The 16,677-nt window shown below is 43.4% G+C and carries 12 protein-coding genes and 1 riboswitch; of the genes, 5 read left to right on the top strand and 7 right to left on the bottom strand.

What is annotated here, in order from left to right:
* Positions 1-103: 103 nt before the first annotated feature.
* Positions 104-2,056 carry a Na+/H+ antiporter gene (locus tag ACR65F_RS07850; protein ID WP_039043587.1) on the top strand — a complete coding sequence of 651 codons (1,953 nt, stop codon included), beginning with the start codon at positions 104-106 and terminating at the stop codon, positions 2,054-2,056.
* Between the two features lie 79 nt (positions 2,057-2,135).
* Here the strand turns inward: ACR65F_RS07850 and ACR65F_RS07845 are convergent, their stop codons facing one another.
* From ACR65F_RS07845 to yfkAB, 4 genes are all read right to left on the bottom strand, one after another.
* Positions 2,136-3,881: a GMC family oxidoreductase gene (locus ACR65F_RS07845; protein ID WP_039043586.1), complete on the bottom strand. Its 1,746-nt coding sequence runs from the start codon at positions 3,879-3,881 to the stop codon at positions 2,136-2,138.
* Between the two features lie 11 nt (positions 3,882-3,892).
* Entirely contained in the window at positions 3,893-4,741 is an 849-nt protein-coding gene (locus tag ACR65F_RS07840) for a gluconate 2-dehydrogenase subunit 3 family protein (RefSeq protein ID WP_039043585.1), read from the bottom strand.
* Between the two features lie 444 nt (positions 4,742-5,185).
* Positions 5,186-6,547 carry a guanine deaminase gene (gene guaD / locus ACR65F_RS07835; protein ID WP_440503939.1) on the bottom strand — a complete coding sequence of 454 codons (1,362 nt, stop codon included), beginning with the start codon at positions 6,545-6,547 and terminating at the stop codon, positions 5,186-5,188.
* Between the two features lie 36 nt (positions 6,548-6,583).
* On the bottom strand, positions 6,584-7,696 hold the full coding sequence (gene yfkAB / locus ACR65F_RS07830) for a radical SAM/CxCxxxxC motif protein YfkAB (RefSeq protein WP_440503937.1): 1,113 nt from the start codon (positions 7,694-7,696) through the stop codon (positions 6,584-6,586).
* A gap of 259 nt (positions 7,697-7,955) precedes the next feature.
* Here yfkAB and ACR65F_RS07825 point away from each other — a divergent pair, with 259 nt between their 5' ends.
* The 4 genes from ACR65F_RS07825 to ACR65F_RS07810 all read left to right on the top strand — a co-directional run bounded on the left by ACR65F_RS07825 (position 7,956) and on the right by ACR65F_RS07810 (position 13,328).
* The gene (locus tag ACR65F_RS07825) at positions 7,956-8,927 is read left to right on the top strand and encodes a glycosyltransferase family 2 protein (RefSeq protein WP_440503935.1); all 972 of its coding nucleotides are present in this window, start codon (positions 7,956-7,958) and stop codon (positions 8,925-8,927) included.
* A complete protein-coding gene (locus ACR65F_RS07820; RefSeq protein WP_440503934.1) occupies positions 8,905-9,285 on the top strand; it encodes a GtrA family protein in 381 nt (126 codons plus the stop codon). The genes ACR65F_RS07825 and ACR65F_RS07820 overlap by 23 nt, the downstream gene beginning before the upstream one ends.
* Entirely contained in the window at positions 9,285-11,900 is a 2,616-nt protein-coding gene (locus ACR65F_RS07815) for a YfhO family protein (protein WP_440503933.1), read from the top strand. Before ACR65F_RS07820 ends, ACR65F_RS07815 begins: the two co-directional genes overlap by 1 nt.
* 114 nt (positions 11,901-12,014) lie before the next feature.
* Positions 12,015-13,328: an acetyl-CoA hydrolase/transferase family protein gene (locus ACR65F_RS07810; RefSeq protein ID WP_440503932.1), complete on the top strand. Its 1,314-nt coding sequence runs from the start codon at positions 12,015-12,017 to the stop codon at positions 13,326-13,328.
* A 324-nt stretch (positions 13,329-13,652) separates the two neighbouring features.
* Here ACR65F_RS07810 and ACR65F_RS07805 read toward each other — a convergent pair whose 3' ends face one another.
* Genes ACR65F_RS07805 through ACR65F_RS07795 form a run of 3 tightly spaced genes read right to left on the bottom strand, consistent with a single transcriptional unit; the run spans position 13,653 to position 16,472 of the window.
* The gene (locus ACR65F_RS07805; protein WP_440503931.1) at positions 13,653-14,426 is read right to left on the bottom strand and encodes an energy-coupling factor transporter transmembrane component T family protein; all 774 of its coding nucleotides are present in this window, start codon (positions 14,424-14,426) and stop codon (positions 13,653-13,655) included.
* Positions 14,404-15,897 carry an ABC transporter ATP-binding protein gene (locus ACR65F_RS07800; protein WP_440503929.1) on the bottom strand — a complete coding sequence of 498 codons (1,494 nt, stop codon included), beginning with the start codon at positions 15,895-15,897 and terminating at the stop codon, positions 14,404-14,406. The genes ACR65F_RS07805 and ACR65F_RS07800 overlap by 23 nt, the downstream gene beginning before the upstream one ends.
* A 5-nt stretch (positions 15,898-15,902) precedes the next feature.
* Entirely contained in the window at positions 15,903-16,472 is a 570-nt protein-coding gene (locus ACR65F_RS07795; protein WP_039042996.1) for an ECF transporter S component, read from the bottom strand.
* Between the two features lie 92 nt (positions 16,473-16,564).
* Positions 16,565-16,674: riboswitch (TPP riboswitch) on the bottom strand.
* Positions 16,675-16,677 lie beyond the last annotated feature (3 nt).

Here is a 16,677-nt window from a genome sequence, read left to right as displayed (position 1 = left end):
ATATATTCGGCAGGCTCTTTTAGGCGCTATATATTACTGTACCTAAGAGCATACTTACAACTACAAGACATAAAAGTGAATCAACCATAAAGAAGGTGAAGGAATGGAAATCTTTGAAATAATTTTGCTCATGCTGAGCGCGGTTTTTCTATCCAATGTACTTAATCGGTTTTTACCTACCATTGCAATCCCACTTATCCAGGTCGCCTTAGGGATTGTGCTAGCCATTCCACTGACAAATCATTCACTAGAGTTAAGTCCAGAACTATTCCTGCTTCTTTTCATAGCCCCGATCTTGTTCAACGATGGAGTGAATGTAGATAAAAAAGCAATTTGGCGAGAGCGTAAATCAATCTTGTCTCTCTCAATTGGCCTGGTATTTATTACTGTTGGGCTGCTCGGAGGATTCATCCACTTACTGCTGCCATCCTTACCATTAGCGGCCGCGTTTGCGCTCGCTGCTGCACTTGCGCCTACAGATGCAGTTGCAGTTAGTGCATTGGCGGAAAAAGTGAAAGTTCCCCATAAGATCATGCATACGCTCGAAGGAGAATCGCTGATCAATGATGCGTCAGGCCTTGTATCCTTTCAATTTGCAGTGGCTGCTTTAATGACAGGAACATTTTCATTGTTCCAAGCGAGTACTACTTTTATAATCATTTCTATCGGTGGAATTATCCTTGGCGCAGTGTTGAGTTTCTTAGAAATCGCACTGATGAGACGACTTCGCGAACTGGGGATTGAAAATAGCACGTCGTTTATCCTCATGGAAGTACTTTTGCCATTTCTAATATTTGTGATTGCTGAAAAAGTGGGAGTTAATGGTATCTTAGCGGTAGTGAGCGGGGGGATTGTCCACTCACTTAGCTATAAGAAGCTGAATGTCGAAGTCGCACAACTGAATTTATTGTCCAGAAACACCTGGTCAGTCATTTCATTCAGTTTGAATGGAATCGTTTTTGTATTGCTAGGGACTCAGATTCCAAGTATTTTGCAAACGATTTTAAATGATCAACATCTTGAAATCATCACTCTACTTGGCTACATTTTAGCGATTACTTTAGTACTGCTTGGCTTGCGGTTCTTGTGGATTGTTCTATTCAATAATTTCCAGAAAACAACTGAATTTGTGAGCAAAAGAAGAATATCGGATACTCTACTCTATACAGTTTCTGGAGTGAGAGGGACTATTACATTAGTCAGTGTACTGTCCCTTCCGTTATTTTTAAGTGATGGTACGCCGTTCGAGGGGCGTGATCTGTTGCTGTTCATCGCCGCAGGGGTTATATTATTGACCCTATTGCTTGCTAACTTCACAATGCATTTGTTCGCACCCAAAGTTGAAGGGACTATGCTTCAACATGACAATGAGTGGGAAATTGAAATGCTTCGAGAAGTGAAAAAAGAATTAAGAAAACATAGGACGAGTGAGAATAAGAGAGCGATTGGCAAAGTGATTCGGATGTACAACGACCGGATTTTTTCCCTCAGCAATTTAAAGGAAATGAACAATAGTGAGAGAAAACTACGCCAACTGATTATGGATTGGCAGCTGGAGAATACACGGGAGTTAGTAAGGCAGGACCGTATCCGTATCCAACTTGCATTCCCGGTTCTTAGAAGGTTGAACAAACGACTTTATAAAATTTCGAAAGAGAAAAAGTATAGAGTTAATGCGTTTTACAGCCGACTTTTGAAAAAACATCTTCAAGGAATGCATTTGACACCGCTCACAGCAGAACAACGCAAAGAACAGCGGATGATTCTCCTGCAAAGCAATGGGCAATTCATAACAGAGAAATTGAAATCACTCGAAGACGGTCAATTCTCAGCAGAGCTCATCGAAGCCTTCCTGTTGAATTATGAAAGAATGGGGGGCTATGGTCTACCAAAAGAAGCAGCACATCATTTGCATGAATGGATTGATTTTGCCCTTCATACTGAAAGGAGTTTCATCCAGATAGCATTTGAAAAAGGAGATATTACGAGAGGCGAGATGAGGCGATATCGAGAAAACCTACTAGCCATTGAAAGTAGCCTCCAACTGCAAGACTGAGTAGTGAGGATAGAAAAAGGACTGTCACAGAAGTCAGTGTTTACTGACGTTCTGGACAGTCCTTTTGTATTTCAGTTAGTTATGCTTTCGCGCCTTCTTTTTTAGGTTGTGTAAGAAGACCTGGTTCTTTCAAGTATTTGATAACCCCTTCTGAAGCGCGGTAAGAAAGTGCACCGATCGTTGCAGTAGGGTGGTGACCACCGAATTGTGGGAACGCAGATCCGCCAACGACGAATAGGTTTTCCATATCCCACAGTTGCAAGTAGTTATTGATAGCAGACGTTTCTGGATTTTCACCCATACTCACTCCGCCTGCATAGTGACCACCATCATAAATGTGATCGAACTCTTCGGGGATGCTGTCTGGGTCGACAATGTCCGCACCCATTTTTTCCATGATTCCCGTACATTTTTCAATGCCGAATTTAGCCATAGCTTTATCATGATCAGTATATTTGTTAGTGATTCGTAGCAATGGGTCTCCGAACTCATCCGTATACGTTGGATCGAGAGACGTATAGTTGTGCCACCATGACATAACCGCTGGAGTATACCAAGCAACTAAACTACGGTTTGTGTAGTGGACAGATTTCTCTTTAAATTCTGGACCCCAGCCTTTTGTTCCTTTTGGAACACTGTTCGTTGCAATCGGTCCATGACCATACTGACGTAATTCAATTCCACCACCGTTGATGAAGTCAAGGTCAGTGTGGTCGAAATTATCGCCAGCGAAGTCACTCAATGTTCCACCGAGTGCTCCAGCTCCCATGAACAGGTTGAATTTCTTTTTATCGAAGAAGCCGCGTGCTCCTAAGAATGTAATGTTGAATTGACCATTGAAGTTACGGCCAATGACACCTTTACGCGTCACGGGATCATATTGCTCACCGATTTTAGAAAGCATGAGAAGTCGGTTGTTTGTAAACGAGAATGCCCCAAGCACAACGACATCTGCTGGCTGAATATATTCAATACCTGTCCGAAGGTCGACATACATCACGCCTGTAGCCTTACCGTTTTCGTGCAATACACGACGAACAAGAGAGTTTGTACGAATTTCACAGTTACCTGTTTTGATCGCTGTCGGGATTACGGTTACAAGTGGATCTGATTTTGCACCAAAGTCACACCCATACTCCGTACAGAATGAGCAGAACATACATTGAGCAATTGTTTCGCCATCTGGATTCTTATACGATTGTGAAAGGTTGGCAGAGGCTACTTGATAGGGATGGTAGCCCATCTTTTTCGTTGTATCTTTAAACAAACGGATTGCTGGCGACTCCTTCATAGGAGGGTTAGGATAATCGCTTGATCTCTTGTCGCCAAGTGGATCCGGTTCTCCAGAAATCCCCGCTGTTTTTTCCCACTTATCATAATACGGTTCCATCTCATCGTACGTAATACCCCAGTCACGAATGATCATGCCTTCAGGGATTTTCTTTTCGCCGTAGCGCTCAATCGTTTTAGAACGGATTTCGAAGTCAATCGGTCTCCAGCGATACGTAGCTCCAGCCCAGTGGACACTACCTCCGCCTAAGTCGGTTCCTGCCATCATTTCATTTCTTGTACGAACCGGCAATGCCTCTTCGTCCAATGTATTTCGTGATGTAATTGTTTCAGGAGCTAGGTTCTGCATCATTTCATAGCGATCTGAAAAGCGAAGTTCGTCCTTTACACCAACATAGTCGCCACGATCTACAGGTTTTCCTCGTTCAAGTGTTACGACTTTATGTCCTGCTTTTGCAGCTTCGGCAGATACAATACCGCCAGCCCAGCCACTACCTACAACAACAACGTCTACTTTTTCTAGTTTTTTAGCCATTTAGTTTCCTCCTAGCCCCACATTTCTTGATAATCGCGTAGGCTTTCCTGCTTCATTACTGCGAATTCTTCATCTTCAATTTGTCCAAGATACCCCATACGAGGTCCAGGGAATTCTTTCATCTTCCAGCCTGCCATATTACGGTTTCCACCATAAACAGGGTCTGCGTACGCACCTTCAATGGTTGTTTGCAGCAAGAGGTTAAAGAAAACAGTTGAATGGATTCCGTTCATACGAACTTTTCCTTCTTCCAACATTGTTAGGATTTCATCCATTTGTTCACCTTCGAGTTCAAAGAATTTCTTCTTATGCTTCGACTGTGCTGTGTCTTGAAGTGTCTTGACGCCTTCTCTAAAGATCTCACCACGGTTCATACGTGTCTGATAGCGTGGAGTCGGTGCAGCTACCTGTGTCACCGAGTTAGGTCCTTGCTTATTCTGGTCCTTGCTTTGGTCCTCATAATAGGCCGCTTCCTGGTTTTGCGGGAACGGTCCCTTCATGTATTCTTTTGCGTTAGACCCCCAGTCGCTAGATAGCTGACGGTCGATGAAGTAAGGAACTCCAAGAGCGATTGCCCCTGGGCCAGCCTTGTCTTCAGGGAAAAGTCGTTCAGTAGCAGCGGAAATCGTTTCGAAATCTTCGGTTTTACTGAAGAACGTACGAGCTTCCATGTCCTTGTTCTCAGACGCTGCAGGTTTTTTGTCACTCGCTGGCTGTTTCTTCATCTGATTCGTGATCAAACCACCGAACAAACCACCGCCGACTAAACCGCCGGCAAGGAGACCCGTGTTCTTCATGAAATTACGACGGCTCATCCCTTTTTTGTCTTGAGTATTCTTTGGAACTTGCGTTTCAGACATTACTTTCTCCTCCTTTTTTTGGTTTGTAGATACACCGTACGTCACTCCTATAGCTGATCTTCCGTGATGTAAGGTTGAATTCGTAACTCCAATGAGCAATAGAAAATAAGAAAAAATAAGTTCATCCATCAAAAAAAGACATCAAAGAAAGTGCTGACTAAGTATAATTCTACAGCGTTTAAGTATAACCATTCTTAAAGCGAATATCTCGGTTTACGAAATAAATTATTCAATATGCCTATGAAGATGGTGTAATACATATTAAATGGAAAATAAAGCAAAGATAATAGATTTTTGTAGGGGAATAGTACTATTTTGCTCGTTCGATAAACAGTATGTCCTCCTAAACGAAGAGTTAAGCAATTATTGAAGAAAAATTATGTGTTTAATACAATTTTTTTCCTAGCTATAGCTAAAGGTTGTCTAGAGGTCCGTATGTCTAGTTCACTTACGAGAATGAACAAGTTCGCCTTGGACCCAGACATCCCGAATATTTTCAGGCCGTACAAGGTACATCATCTTTTGAAAAATATCAATTAGGGGCTCGTTAGGATCGAATAATGGAAGCTTTGCTGTCGAGATTGTAGGATCAACGCGCTGGACATCCCATGCATAACCTTCTTCCAGCCGTCCTATAGGCAGACTCAAACTCGCTCCACCACCAGCTGTGACCAAGTAGAATGCTTCTGCAATCGTAATGCGAGAATCTTCTACACCTCGTTCATCAGCAGGTACGTTAGGATTTACGCCATCTTCTAACATGCGGGAAGACATGACTGCTTGACGGGAATTATCGTAAAGACTTGGAGAAAATCCACCGGAGATGTCTGAACCTAGTCCAATATCCACTCCCATACGAGCAAATTTTGCAATAGGAATTACGCTATTCGCAAAGTACGCGTTAGAAACCGGACAGTGGGCTATCGCACTACCTGTTTCAGCAAATAATTTTGCATCGTCATCAGAAAGGAAATTACTATGAGCCATTACAGACTTGTCCTGTAACAATCCAAAATCATTGAGCGCCTGTGCATCGTTCTTTCCAAAACGTTGTTGCACATGCTGATGGGCCCAATCGCTTTCACTGCAATGTGACTGAATATGTGTATCATACTTGGCTGCAAGCGCACCAAGACCTTCAAGTACCTCATTCGTACATGTTGGGATGAATCTAGGAGTGACAACTGGATAGACTCCTTGCTTAGTTGTCTCAGCAATCTTCTTCACTTCTAGAATAAATTCCTCAGTATCCTGCAAAGCAGTCTGTGTACTTGAATCTCGATAAAACTCAGGACATTCCTGAACTAAATCCATTACAACTTTTCCAACTAGACCACGTTGACCACGTTTTGCACAAATGTCCGCTAGCAAAACACTGGCTTCTTTGTGAACCGTCGCAAAGTAAAGAGCAGTGGTTGTACCGTTTGCGAGAAGCGTGCTGACTACATCTTCATAAACTAATTTCGCATAGTCAAGATCTGCAAATTTCGCTTCAGAAGGGAATGTATACGTGCTTAACCAATCATGGAGTGGAATATCCAGTGCTGTACCAGCTTGTGCCCATTGAGAGGCATGTATGTGCAAATCGATGAAGCCAGGTAGCAAATAGGACCCATCATCAATCTTTTGGAAAACATCTGTATGTATATACTCATTGAGTACTTTTTCATAATCAGACTGCTCGGGGCGTACGATGCGTTCGATCATACCATGTTCATCAATACAGAACAGGCAGTCTTTCAATACCTCTACCTCTTTTTGTGAATTACTTGTAAAGGCGGTTGCTAAAAAAACTTTTGTATACATAGACGTTACATCCCCTTATTCGTTTGATAGAGACTATTATACCATTACTGATTTTCTAGTTGTGAAGTCGATGTCCTTATAGTAAGCATTCTTAACAAGTAGATTCGGCCCAAGACAACGAACAGCTGGGCAGTGACAGCTAACGGATTTAGCGAGCGGGTGTTGTTGCCACGCTTCATACATTTCAGGAAGGTTCCCTTGTTGAATATTACCAAGAGGTGGCACGTCTCCGAAATCAGTCACAATGACATCACCTGTAAAGATATTGACATTCAAGCGGGATCGTCCATCGGGATCATTTCGGACCGACACGTTAGGACTCGATTTAAGTTGAGCCAATAGTTCCTGGTCCGCAACAGATGGGCTACAAGAATAGAAAGGCAGCGTACCAAACAGCATCCAGGTGGAAGGATCACGGAATTGAAGGATTTCTTTTATAGCCGTGCGGGTTTCATCCAATGAAAGGACTTCCAGAGTTGAAGCAAAGTCACTAGGGTACATCGGGTGAATTTCGTGTCGTGCACATTTCATTTCGTGTACAACTTGTTCGTGAATTTTTTGTAAGTGAGGAAGCGTTCTGCGATTCAACATGGTTTCTGCGGAGACCATTACCCCTAAGTCTGCCAGTGCACGACTGTTTTCAATCATCCGTTGAAATTGTTCTGCACGACGTTCAAAAGAAGGGATGCGTTCCATATTTGCAAATCCGCCTTCAGCGAAATCTTCTACGGTACCCCAATTATGGGAGATGTGAAGTACATCGAGGTAGGGGGCGATCATTTCATAACGCTCAAGTGGCATCGTCAAATTGGAGTTCATCTGGGTACGAACGCCACGTTCGTGCGCATATTTAAGGAGAGGCAGGACGTATCGTTCCACCGATCGTTTTGAAAACATCGGTTCACCACCGGTTAAGCTAATTGTGCGTAAATGAGGGATTTCCTCGAGTCGCTGGATAAGCAACTCTATCGGAAGAGCGTCGGGGTCCTTTGGTTGAAGCATATAGCCAACCGCACAGTGTTCACAACGCATATTGCACAAGTAAGTCGTCGTGAATTCAATGCTCGAAAGTACTTGGTGTCCGTGGGTATCCACGTCTAAATAAGCTTCCCAAGGATCTTGGGAGATCATGTCATTAGTTGAAATCATAAGTCAAACTCCTGTCTTCTAAATGTACCTAACTAAGTATGCGCTGAATCAGAAGACGATGCAATAAGAGAACAAATTCGCAGAACAAGGTGAAAATTCTTTGAGGTTGAGAATGGACAGCTTCAGTGCTTCGTAGGAACCTGTTTAAACAAATGAATCATTCTGAACATAATCTCTCTTAACAAAAGGTGATATTTCCATGAAAAACGGGTATTAGAAGGAAAGCCGTTGGCACAAATTTAGAAAGCAGGTGCACAGAATGAAGCAATTGTTTATTTCATTCGTCATCCCTTCATATAACGAAGAAGGCAATATTTTCAACATGATGAAAGCATTGAACGAAGTCATGTCGTCAAGTGGGTTACCCTACGAGGTGTTATTTGTAGATGATGGAAGTGACGATAAAACCATGGACGAAATTCGTGGGGCACTAATTGATTATCCAGAAGTTGAATATGTATCCTTTACACGTAATTTTGGGAAAGAGGCTGCTATTTTAGCAGGTCTTGAGTATGCAAAAGGGGATGCCGTGATATTAATGGATGCAGATTTGCAGCATCCACCAGATTTAATCCCTCAATTGATCAGAGGTTATGAAGAGGGCTATGACCAAGTTATTGCTAAACGTAATCGGAAAGGGGACTCTCCGATTCGTTCATTGCTGTCCCGTGCTTATTATTGGGGAGTTAACAAAACTATCGAAGTCGAGTTACATGATGGAGAAGGTGATTTCCGTCTGCTCAGCCGCCGCGCAGTCGATTCGTTGTTGCAACTCAGTGAAGGAAATCGTTTTTCTAAAGGACTGTATTCATGGATTGGATTGGAACAGAAGACGATTTGTTATGAGAATGTCACACGACAACATGGCGAGACGAAGTGGTCATTTAAACAATTGCTCAACTATGCAGTGGACGGTATTGTTTCGTTCAACACAAAGCCGTTACGCTTGTGCTTCTATACAGGAATATTAAGCATGTTCTTAGCTATTTCCTATATAGTTATTACATTAGCTGATATTGCAAGAAACGGGGTGGACGTACCAGGTTATTTCACGACCATTTCAGCAGTACTCTTTCTTGGCGGTGTCCAATTATTATCTCTTGGCATCATCGGAGAGTATGTTGGACGGATTTACAATGAAACAAAAAAACGTCCCCATTATCTCGTCCGCCGGACAAGCGCCGCGGTGAAAGGAAAACCAGTCTCTCATGCCAAAATTCGAAGTTCGTGAATTCATCACATTCGCCATTGTTGGCGTTATTAATACAGCAACCTATTATGCGTTCTACTTGTTTGGATTAAAAGAGCTAGGACTTGTTTATATGGTTGCGCATTTCAGCGCAGTCATTTTAAGCATGATCATTTCTTTTTTCTTGAATAGTTATGTGACATACAAAGTAAAACCGACATTAAAAAAGTTTTTAATCTATCCGGTGACTCAACTCGTCAATATAGCAGTGACAGCAGTATTGCTCTACATTCTAGTGGACGGATTTCATGTGAACAGTAGCATTGCACCGCTCGGGGCACTAATCATCACAGTTCCTGTCACATTCATCGTAACTGGAAAGGTGCTGAAGGCAGCGTGATGACGAAAAAGAGTTGGATTGGTCTTGTTATGGTGAGCGTGATCACAGCTATAATTGCTCATGGATTCATGTTGTCTGAATGGATGCAAGAACGTTATGTGGTAGGACCGAATGATGGGTTATCACAAATGATCCCTTTCAAACATTTTCTTTATGAATCCATGCGAGATGGAAATTTCTTTTACTCCGAACGCTTCGGATTAGGGGGAGGCTCATTTTCCCAGCTCGGTTATTATTTTTCTACGTCTATTGTTTTCCTAGTAACTGTAGCAATTACGGCATTTTTAGAATGGATTGGATTGTTGGCAACACCTGATCTTCAATACTGGGCGGATGTTACCGTTTTTGTCAGCATCATTCGTCTGTCAGTGATTTTGATCATCACGACGATTTTCTTCCGATTAATCGGTTTGAAAAGCCGGTTTTCCTATATTGGCGCAGTCATTTATGGAATCAGTATTTTGTATTTCCGCCATGTTACGTATTGGGAGTTCTTTGCAGACGCGATTGTTTTTTTGCCGCTATTACTCATTGGGGCAGAGCGGATTATGCGCTATGGAAAACCAGGTTGGTTCATTGTAGCGGTCGCGCTTAGTATGGTGGATAACTTCTATTTTGCGTATATTAACTTCCTACTAACATTCATATACATAGTTTTTCGTTGGTTCATCCCTTTGGTAGAGAACGAACTGAAGCGAAAGCGCCAGATTGTATATTTTCTGGTGGGTGGAGTGCTCGGAGCTGCGATAAGTACGCCATTCTTCGTTCCAGCAGTTTACGGATATTTGAATAACTTCAGACCCCCGTTTGAAGGGGAGATTCCTCTTTTCGACATGACAGAAAATATATTGTCCGACGGGAAGTTGGTTGTCTTACCTGCATTTGCGATTATTTGTTTATTTCTGTTCCCTCTCTATAAAAAGAGAGGATTTCGGTTGTTTGCAATCATGACCGTACTGTTAGCAGTGTTGCATGCTTCTCCTGCAGTGGGAAGTGTGTTTAATGGATTATCAGCGCCACAATTTCGCTGGGAACACATGCTCATGCTTGTTGCTGGAGGACTGGTAGCTATCACGCTTCAAAATTGGAAGGAAATCCAGCTAAAGTATGCAGTAATTGCGGCACTCGGAACGATTGGACTCTACATGTTATTTTCGAAATTAGAGTTAGAAGGAAAGCCGAGTTTGTATTCGGACAGTTTAGAGGTAATGGCGTTAATCACATGTGCGATTGCGATTTTAGCTACTGTACGTCAATTTAAGCATTGGGACATCGCATTGTGGATTGGGATTGTTGCGTCTAGTCTAATTACCGTGAATTTGTTTCAAGAGGAGAAGTTGACAGGTAATAATTCCAAGGTGGAGCAAGTCGAGGGGCAAGGCATTCCACAGTCCTTTTTCACAAGCGATTCCTATAACGGGGAAGCATCACGTGAACTTGTTCAGCAGTTGACGGTACGTGAAGAGGATCCACTAGCTCGTATCGATTGGATGATCGGCACACGCAACAACACACCGATTGTCCAAGACTTTTTAGGGACGAGCATTTACTCGAGTATTTTAAATCAGCACTTGTTACATTTTTACTTAAACGATTTGTCGATCGATATGGGACGGGAAAGTGTCAGTCGCTATGCTGGGTTTGGCGGGCGGGCGAATCTATATAGCATACTAAACGGGGTGTATGCAGTTCGTTCAGACAAAGGGAATCCGGTTCCGTTCGGCTTTGAAGAAGTTGAGCATAATGGCAAATTCAAAGCGTTTGAAAACGAACACCGTCTTCCATTTGTTCGGACAACGCATAGGGTTTATACAGAAGAAGAGTTGGAAGATAGTCCTGTGCTTGCACGCGAGCACGCGATGTTAAATGGGGCGATTTTAGAAGAATGGGATGAACAACCGGAAACTTCGCCAACTGTAGAAAATTTAATGGATAAAGTTACCGTGCAACCAGTACAAGCTGAGTACAAAAATGACAAGCTTGTTGTTACAGGAAAGAATGGCGGTATCGATTTGAAAGTCTCTGACGTACGTCTGTTGAAAGAGGACACGTATATTTCGTTTTACTTGGAGCGCTCAACTGCAGACAAAGGCTTTCACTTGAAAGTGAATGATTATAAAACGACTCGTAAACGGACGGATTCGATATACCGCACTCGTGTCAATGACATCACGATCCGGGTTCCGTCTGAAGAAACTATTCGAATTCGAGTGCCTGAAGGGACGTATACATTAAGTGATTTAGCGCTTTACGCTGAGGATTATTCGACACTTGAGGAGGCTGAGCGGAAGGTCGAACAGACTTCTGAACCCATAGTTGAGTGGAAAGGCGGCCATGCAACCGTTCAGCTCGATAATTCGAACGGAGACAGCTTGGCTGTAATGCCAATTCCATTTGAAAAAGGATGGACTGCGAAAGTGAATGGAGAAAAGGTGTCTGTGTTGAAAGCGAATTATGCGTTTTCGGGTATCCCGATTGAAGCAGGCAAAAATACAATAGAAATGTTTTATCGGCCGCCTTACTTCGGTGCATCTCTGATTGTCAGTTTCCTTGTGATAACAGGATTGTTCGTCTGGATGATTAGGAAAAAGAGAAACAAACCTTTCGCAGATTGATGCGGAAGGTTTGTTTTCGTAATAAGTGATTAACTCGTTGAGCTCTCTATTGAGCGAGCGCTCAGTCTGCGATATAATCGAAGTATCATATGAACTGGAGCTGTTAACCTAATCATGACGAAACATTTGAGCGAGCTAGAATTGATGGCACTAATGCAACCTGGCACTGATCTCATTATTCCAATTGCAAATGGGGAACCTCACTTGTTACTGGATCTATTAGAAGCAAATTATGAACAATTGGATCACGTAATCGTTCACCAAATGTTGGCACTCCGCGAACGTGCTTATATTCGAGGAGAAATGAAAGGACATTTGTCGCATACGTCATATTTTTTGAGCGGAGCGACACGCAACGCATTCCGCAGTGGAGTTGTCGATCTCGTTCCAAATGTATTCAACGAAGTCCCGAGGTTGTTACGTGAAACACTGAGACGTCCAGTCGTCATGGCGGTTGCATCTTTACCTGATGAGCACGGGTACTTCTCACTTGGAACCCAAGCCGATTATGTCTCAGAGTTCATCGGGAAAGTTCCATTTATCCTCGAAGTGAACAGGTACATGCCACGCACCTTCGGGAAAAACCAAGTACACATGAGCCAAATTGAAGGCTATGTCGAACATGATGCTTTCCTTGCAGAAGAGAAGTGTCCAGTAAGTAATGAAAAAGACAAAAAGATTGCAAGTTATATCACGTCTCAAATTCAAAATGGAGATACGTTGCAGGTGGGAATTGGTGCGGTTCCGAATGCCGTTATGAGTATGCTACGGGACCACCGTGATTTGGGAATCCATACTGAAATGTTGACTGATGGTATTGTGGACCTCGTTGCCTCAGGTGCGGTGACAGGTATGAACAAATGCACCCATCAAGGTAAAATTGTGACGACCTTTGCCTATGGGACTCAGCGACTATATGAGTTCCTTCACAATAATCCTAGCGTCGAGTTTTTGCCGGTGAGTATGGTCAATGATCCATATGAGATTGCAAAAGAGGATAATATTGTTTCTATCAATGCGACAACAGAAGTGGACTTGTATGGCCAATGTGCTTCTGAAACGATTGCCGGAAACTACTATTCGTCAACAGGCGGACAAGCAGACTTCGCAAGGGCTGTCCAACTTTCGAAAAATGGAAAAGGGTTTATCTGCATGTACTCGACATTGAAGAACGATACCATGTCACGCATCAAATTAAATCTTACTCCAGGTTCTGTCGTAACGACGTCTAAAAACGAAGTCGATTGTATCGTAACAGAATACGGAATTGCCAAGCTACATGGTAAGTCGCTTCGCGAACGTGCAGAAGCTTTGATTGCGATTGCACATCCGAAATTCCGGGATGAGCTACGAAGCGAAGCGATGGCGGCTGGAATATTGCCTACTCAAGGGGGACATTTAGCTACGGAGATGGTGGAGCGCTCATAAACTTGGGTAAGTGCTCATAAATTTTGATAAATGCTCATAAAACATGAAAAGTGCTCATAAATCATGGAATGTGCTCATAAAACTTAAAAAGTGATCATAAATCCTAGAAAGTGCTCATAAACTTCAAAAAGTGCTCATAAACACAAAGTGGAGTCCCAATCAATCGCCCGCGGTATGAAGACAGACGCCAACGCCTAACCATCACGCGACCAATCAAGCACTTTAAAAGCTGAATAAGGGTTGCTTCGCATTCGCGAAGCAATTCTATTGAAACACCATAATAAAAACAGGAGCTCCCATTACAAGGAGGCTCCTGTTTTCTACTTAGTTCATCCCAAACGCAAGTAGCATAACGCCAGCAACACTCACAACAACCACCCCTATAAACACTACATCAATCCGACTGTACGAAGTTGGATAGTAGTAAGTTCGGGCGGCCCCCATCTGGTATTGTTTCGCTTCCATTGCAATCGCGATCCGTTGCGCTCGGCGAATACTTTGAGCGAACAACGGAACGGTGTACGCTTGAACCCGTTCGCCTAAACCTTTCATTCCACGGGAAAAGGTAATGCCACGAACTTTCAACGCATTCGTCCTCACATGTATCTCTTCTACAACTAGAGGTAGCAAGCGAATCGATGCGATGAAACTATAAGCGTATTTTGAAGGCAAACGATATTGCTGCATCATCGCGTAAAAGAACAACACGGGCTGAACAGTGAGTAAGAACGTAAAGCCTACCAGCCCAAACGTTAACGACTTCGTGCCAAGCAACAATCCGTGCTGAATGCTCTCTTCTGAAATTTTAAGGATGCCCCATTGCCATAACACGGCATCTCCTTTTCCGAACAGCATCATCGTAAATGCTGAAGAAGCGAAGGAGATGACGAGAGGAATCGATAGCAATACTAACTTTCGAATCGGGTATCCACTGAAACCGTAGAGTAGGATTCCGAATAGAACAGCTAGCCAACTGACAAAAGGTAAATTCCTCGTGAAAAGTGTAATGAGCAATAGCAAAACAAATATCATGAATTTCAACGCAGGATTCACTCGAAATAACCATGTTTCGCGATCAGGTGTAAACCAAGCGGGCATCAGCAACACCCCCTTGCCGAGTGCACGACACAAGCTTACCATCAGCAACTTTCCAACAATCCGTTGCAAAATTCGATGCAATATTCAAATCATGAGTCACCATCACAATCGTCATCCCATTCCTGCGCAACGACTCCAACTTTTCCAGAATTGCGAAGGTATTGCGTGCATCCTGACCGAATGTAGGTTCATCCAACAATAAAATATCTATAGAAGAGGTGAGCGCTGTCGCGACGCTTAACCGTCGCTTTTGACCAACCGATAGCTGGTACGGGTGGCGGTTACCTGAAACGGGTAAGTTGAACAGCTCAATCATCTCTTCTACATGACTTACTGCTCCCATTGACGACATCCCTTGTAATGAAATCGTCAATTCTTCCACGATCGTATTCGTCACAAATTGGAGCTCAGGATTCTGAAAGACAAGAGATAGCCCTGCGGGAAGGGTTCTACGTCGTTTCTTTTGCACAACCTGCTTGCCATTGACATGCAAAGAACCAGATGTTTTCAACAACTGCATAAGCGATAGCAGTAGCGAGCTCTTCCCAGAACCGTTCTCTCCTAAAATCGTCACCCAGGAACCTTGGCTAATAGATGCATTTGGCACGTGAATAACGGATTTCTTGCCGCGATACCCGTTGAATTCCTCCGCATGAAGAACTTCAACCGAACTTATAGATGAACGATTCTCACTCAACGTCTTAAATGCTTTTGAATCCAAATAGTCAACCCATACTCCTGGATACCAAATGCCATATCGAATGAGTTCTTCCTTATAATCTTTAAAAATCGAATCGGGTGGACCATCTGCTAATATTGCTCCATCATCCGTAAATAGAACGACACGGTCAATCCACTCAGCAATCTGTTCGATTTTATGTTCCACAATTACGACAGTTTGCTCAGCTGTTGCGGCTTGAATGGACGTCCATATTTGGTCCGTACCTTCAGGGTCGAGAAGAGCGGAAGGTTCATCTAAAAACAGCACTTCTGGCTCCATCAGCAAAACGGATGCCAATGCTAGCCGCTGTTTCATGCCTTGCGATAGTTCAAGAATCGGCGTGTGAATGTCTGGCAGATGAAGACCTACACATTCCAAAGCTTCGACAATTAGCGCAGTCATATCCTGGCGAGGTACGTTCAAGTTTTCCAATACAAACGCGAGTTCTTCGTCTACATAAGGCATGCAAAATTGTGTGTCGGGATCTTGGAAGACAAATCCCCATGAATCCGGAAGCTCAAGTTTTTCCGCTTTCATAGGTAACTCAAAGGAATTCGGGACAATACCACTCGCAACTTGCAGCAACGTGGACTTCCCGCAGCCGCTCGGACCGAGCAGCAATACTTTCTCACCCTTATTGACTGAGAAGGAGAGGTCCTTAAACAACAAGGAATCCTCCCCAGGAAACTTCAATCGCAAGTTGGTCATACTGAGCGCAGCCTCTCGTTGGTGTGAGATTAAGGTTTCCATTCAAATCACCTGTCCAGCAGCGAATATTCTTCTTTCGCCACCGGTCGTATTGACTGAGTAACGCCTGTTGCTTCGAGTGCACGAACGATAAGAACCGCAAATACTCCAGTAAAGATGAATGCACTAATTGCACGCAATCCGTACTTTACAACGAGCGCCCAAGTTTCCAAGTCTGCATATCCGTAAAACATGTCCAGTCCGAAACTCGCAGCACACGACAAGATCCCTCCAAGACCTGCGATGATCATAGAGAACTTCCTATATCGGAATGCGGCAAACAGCAATTCTGCAGCTAATCCTTGAGCAAATCCATAGATCAGAACTTCCAAGCCATGGCCGATAAATGCAGAGAGTCCTGCGCCAGCAATACTGGCGATCAATGCGACACCAGGCTTACGGATGAGCAGAAATGCAAACACCCCATTCATGAACCACATTCCATAGAGTAGTTGTCTCGCTACTGGCATCATCGGTTTGACGACAGTATAGAGATCATCCCAAAACTTCATCAGGATACCGAACACGACACCGACCATGATGGTAATGAGTAAATCGGTGAATGTTAACTTTTTCAATGAACTCCAACTCCTTTTTTGCTTGTGTTCTCACAAAAAAAGACCGTCTGAAAGCGCAGACGGTCGAGGAGTGGGTTCCCGGGTACCCAAATGATCCTCAGATCACGGCTCTCTACGCTGGCATTATCCAGATCAGATGCGGTCAGCAGCGGATTCATCTGCTATCTCAGCCTGATTCACTCAAGCACCCGTACGGTCAGTTATG

The organism is Sporosarcina sp. SAFN-010 (assembly GCF_059415065.1).
This window is presented reverse-complemented; position numbering and strand designations above follow the sequence as displayed.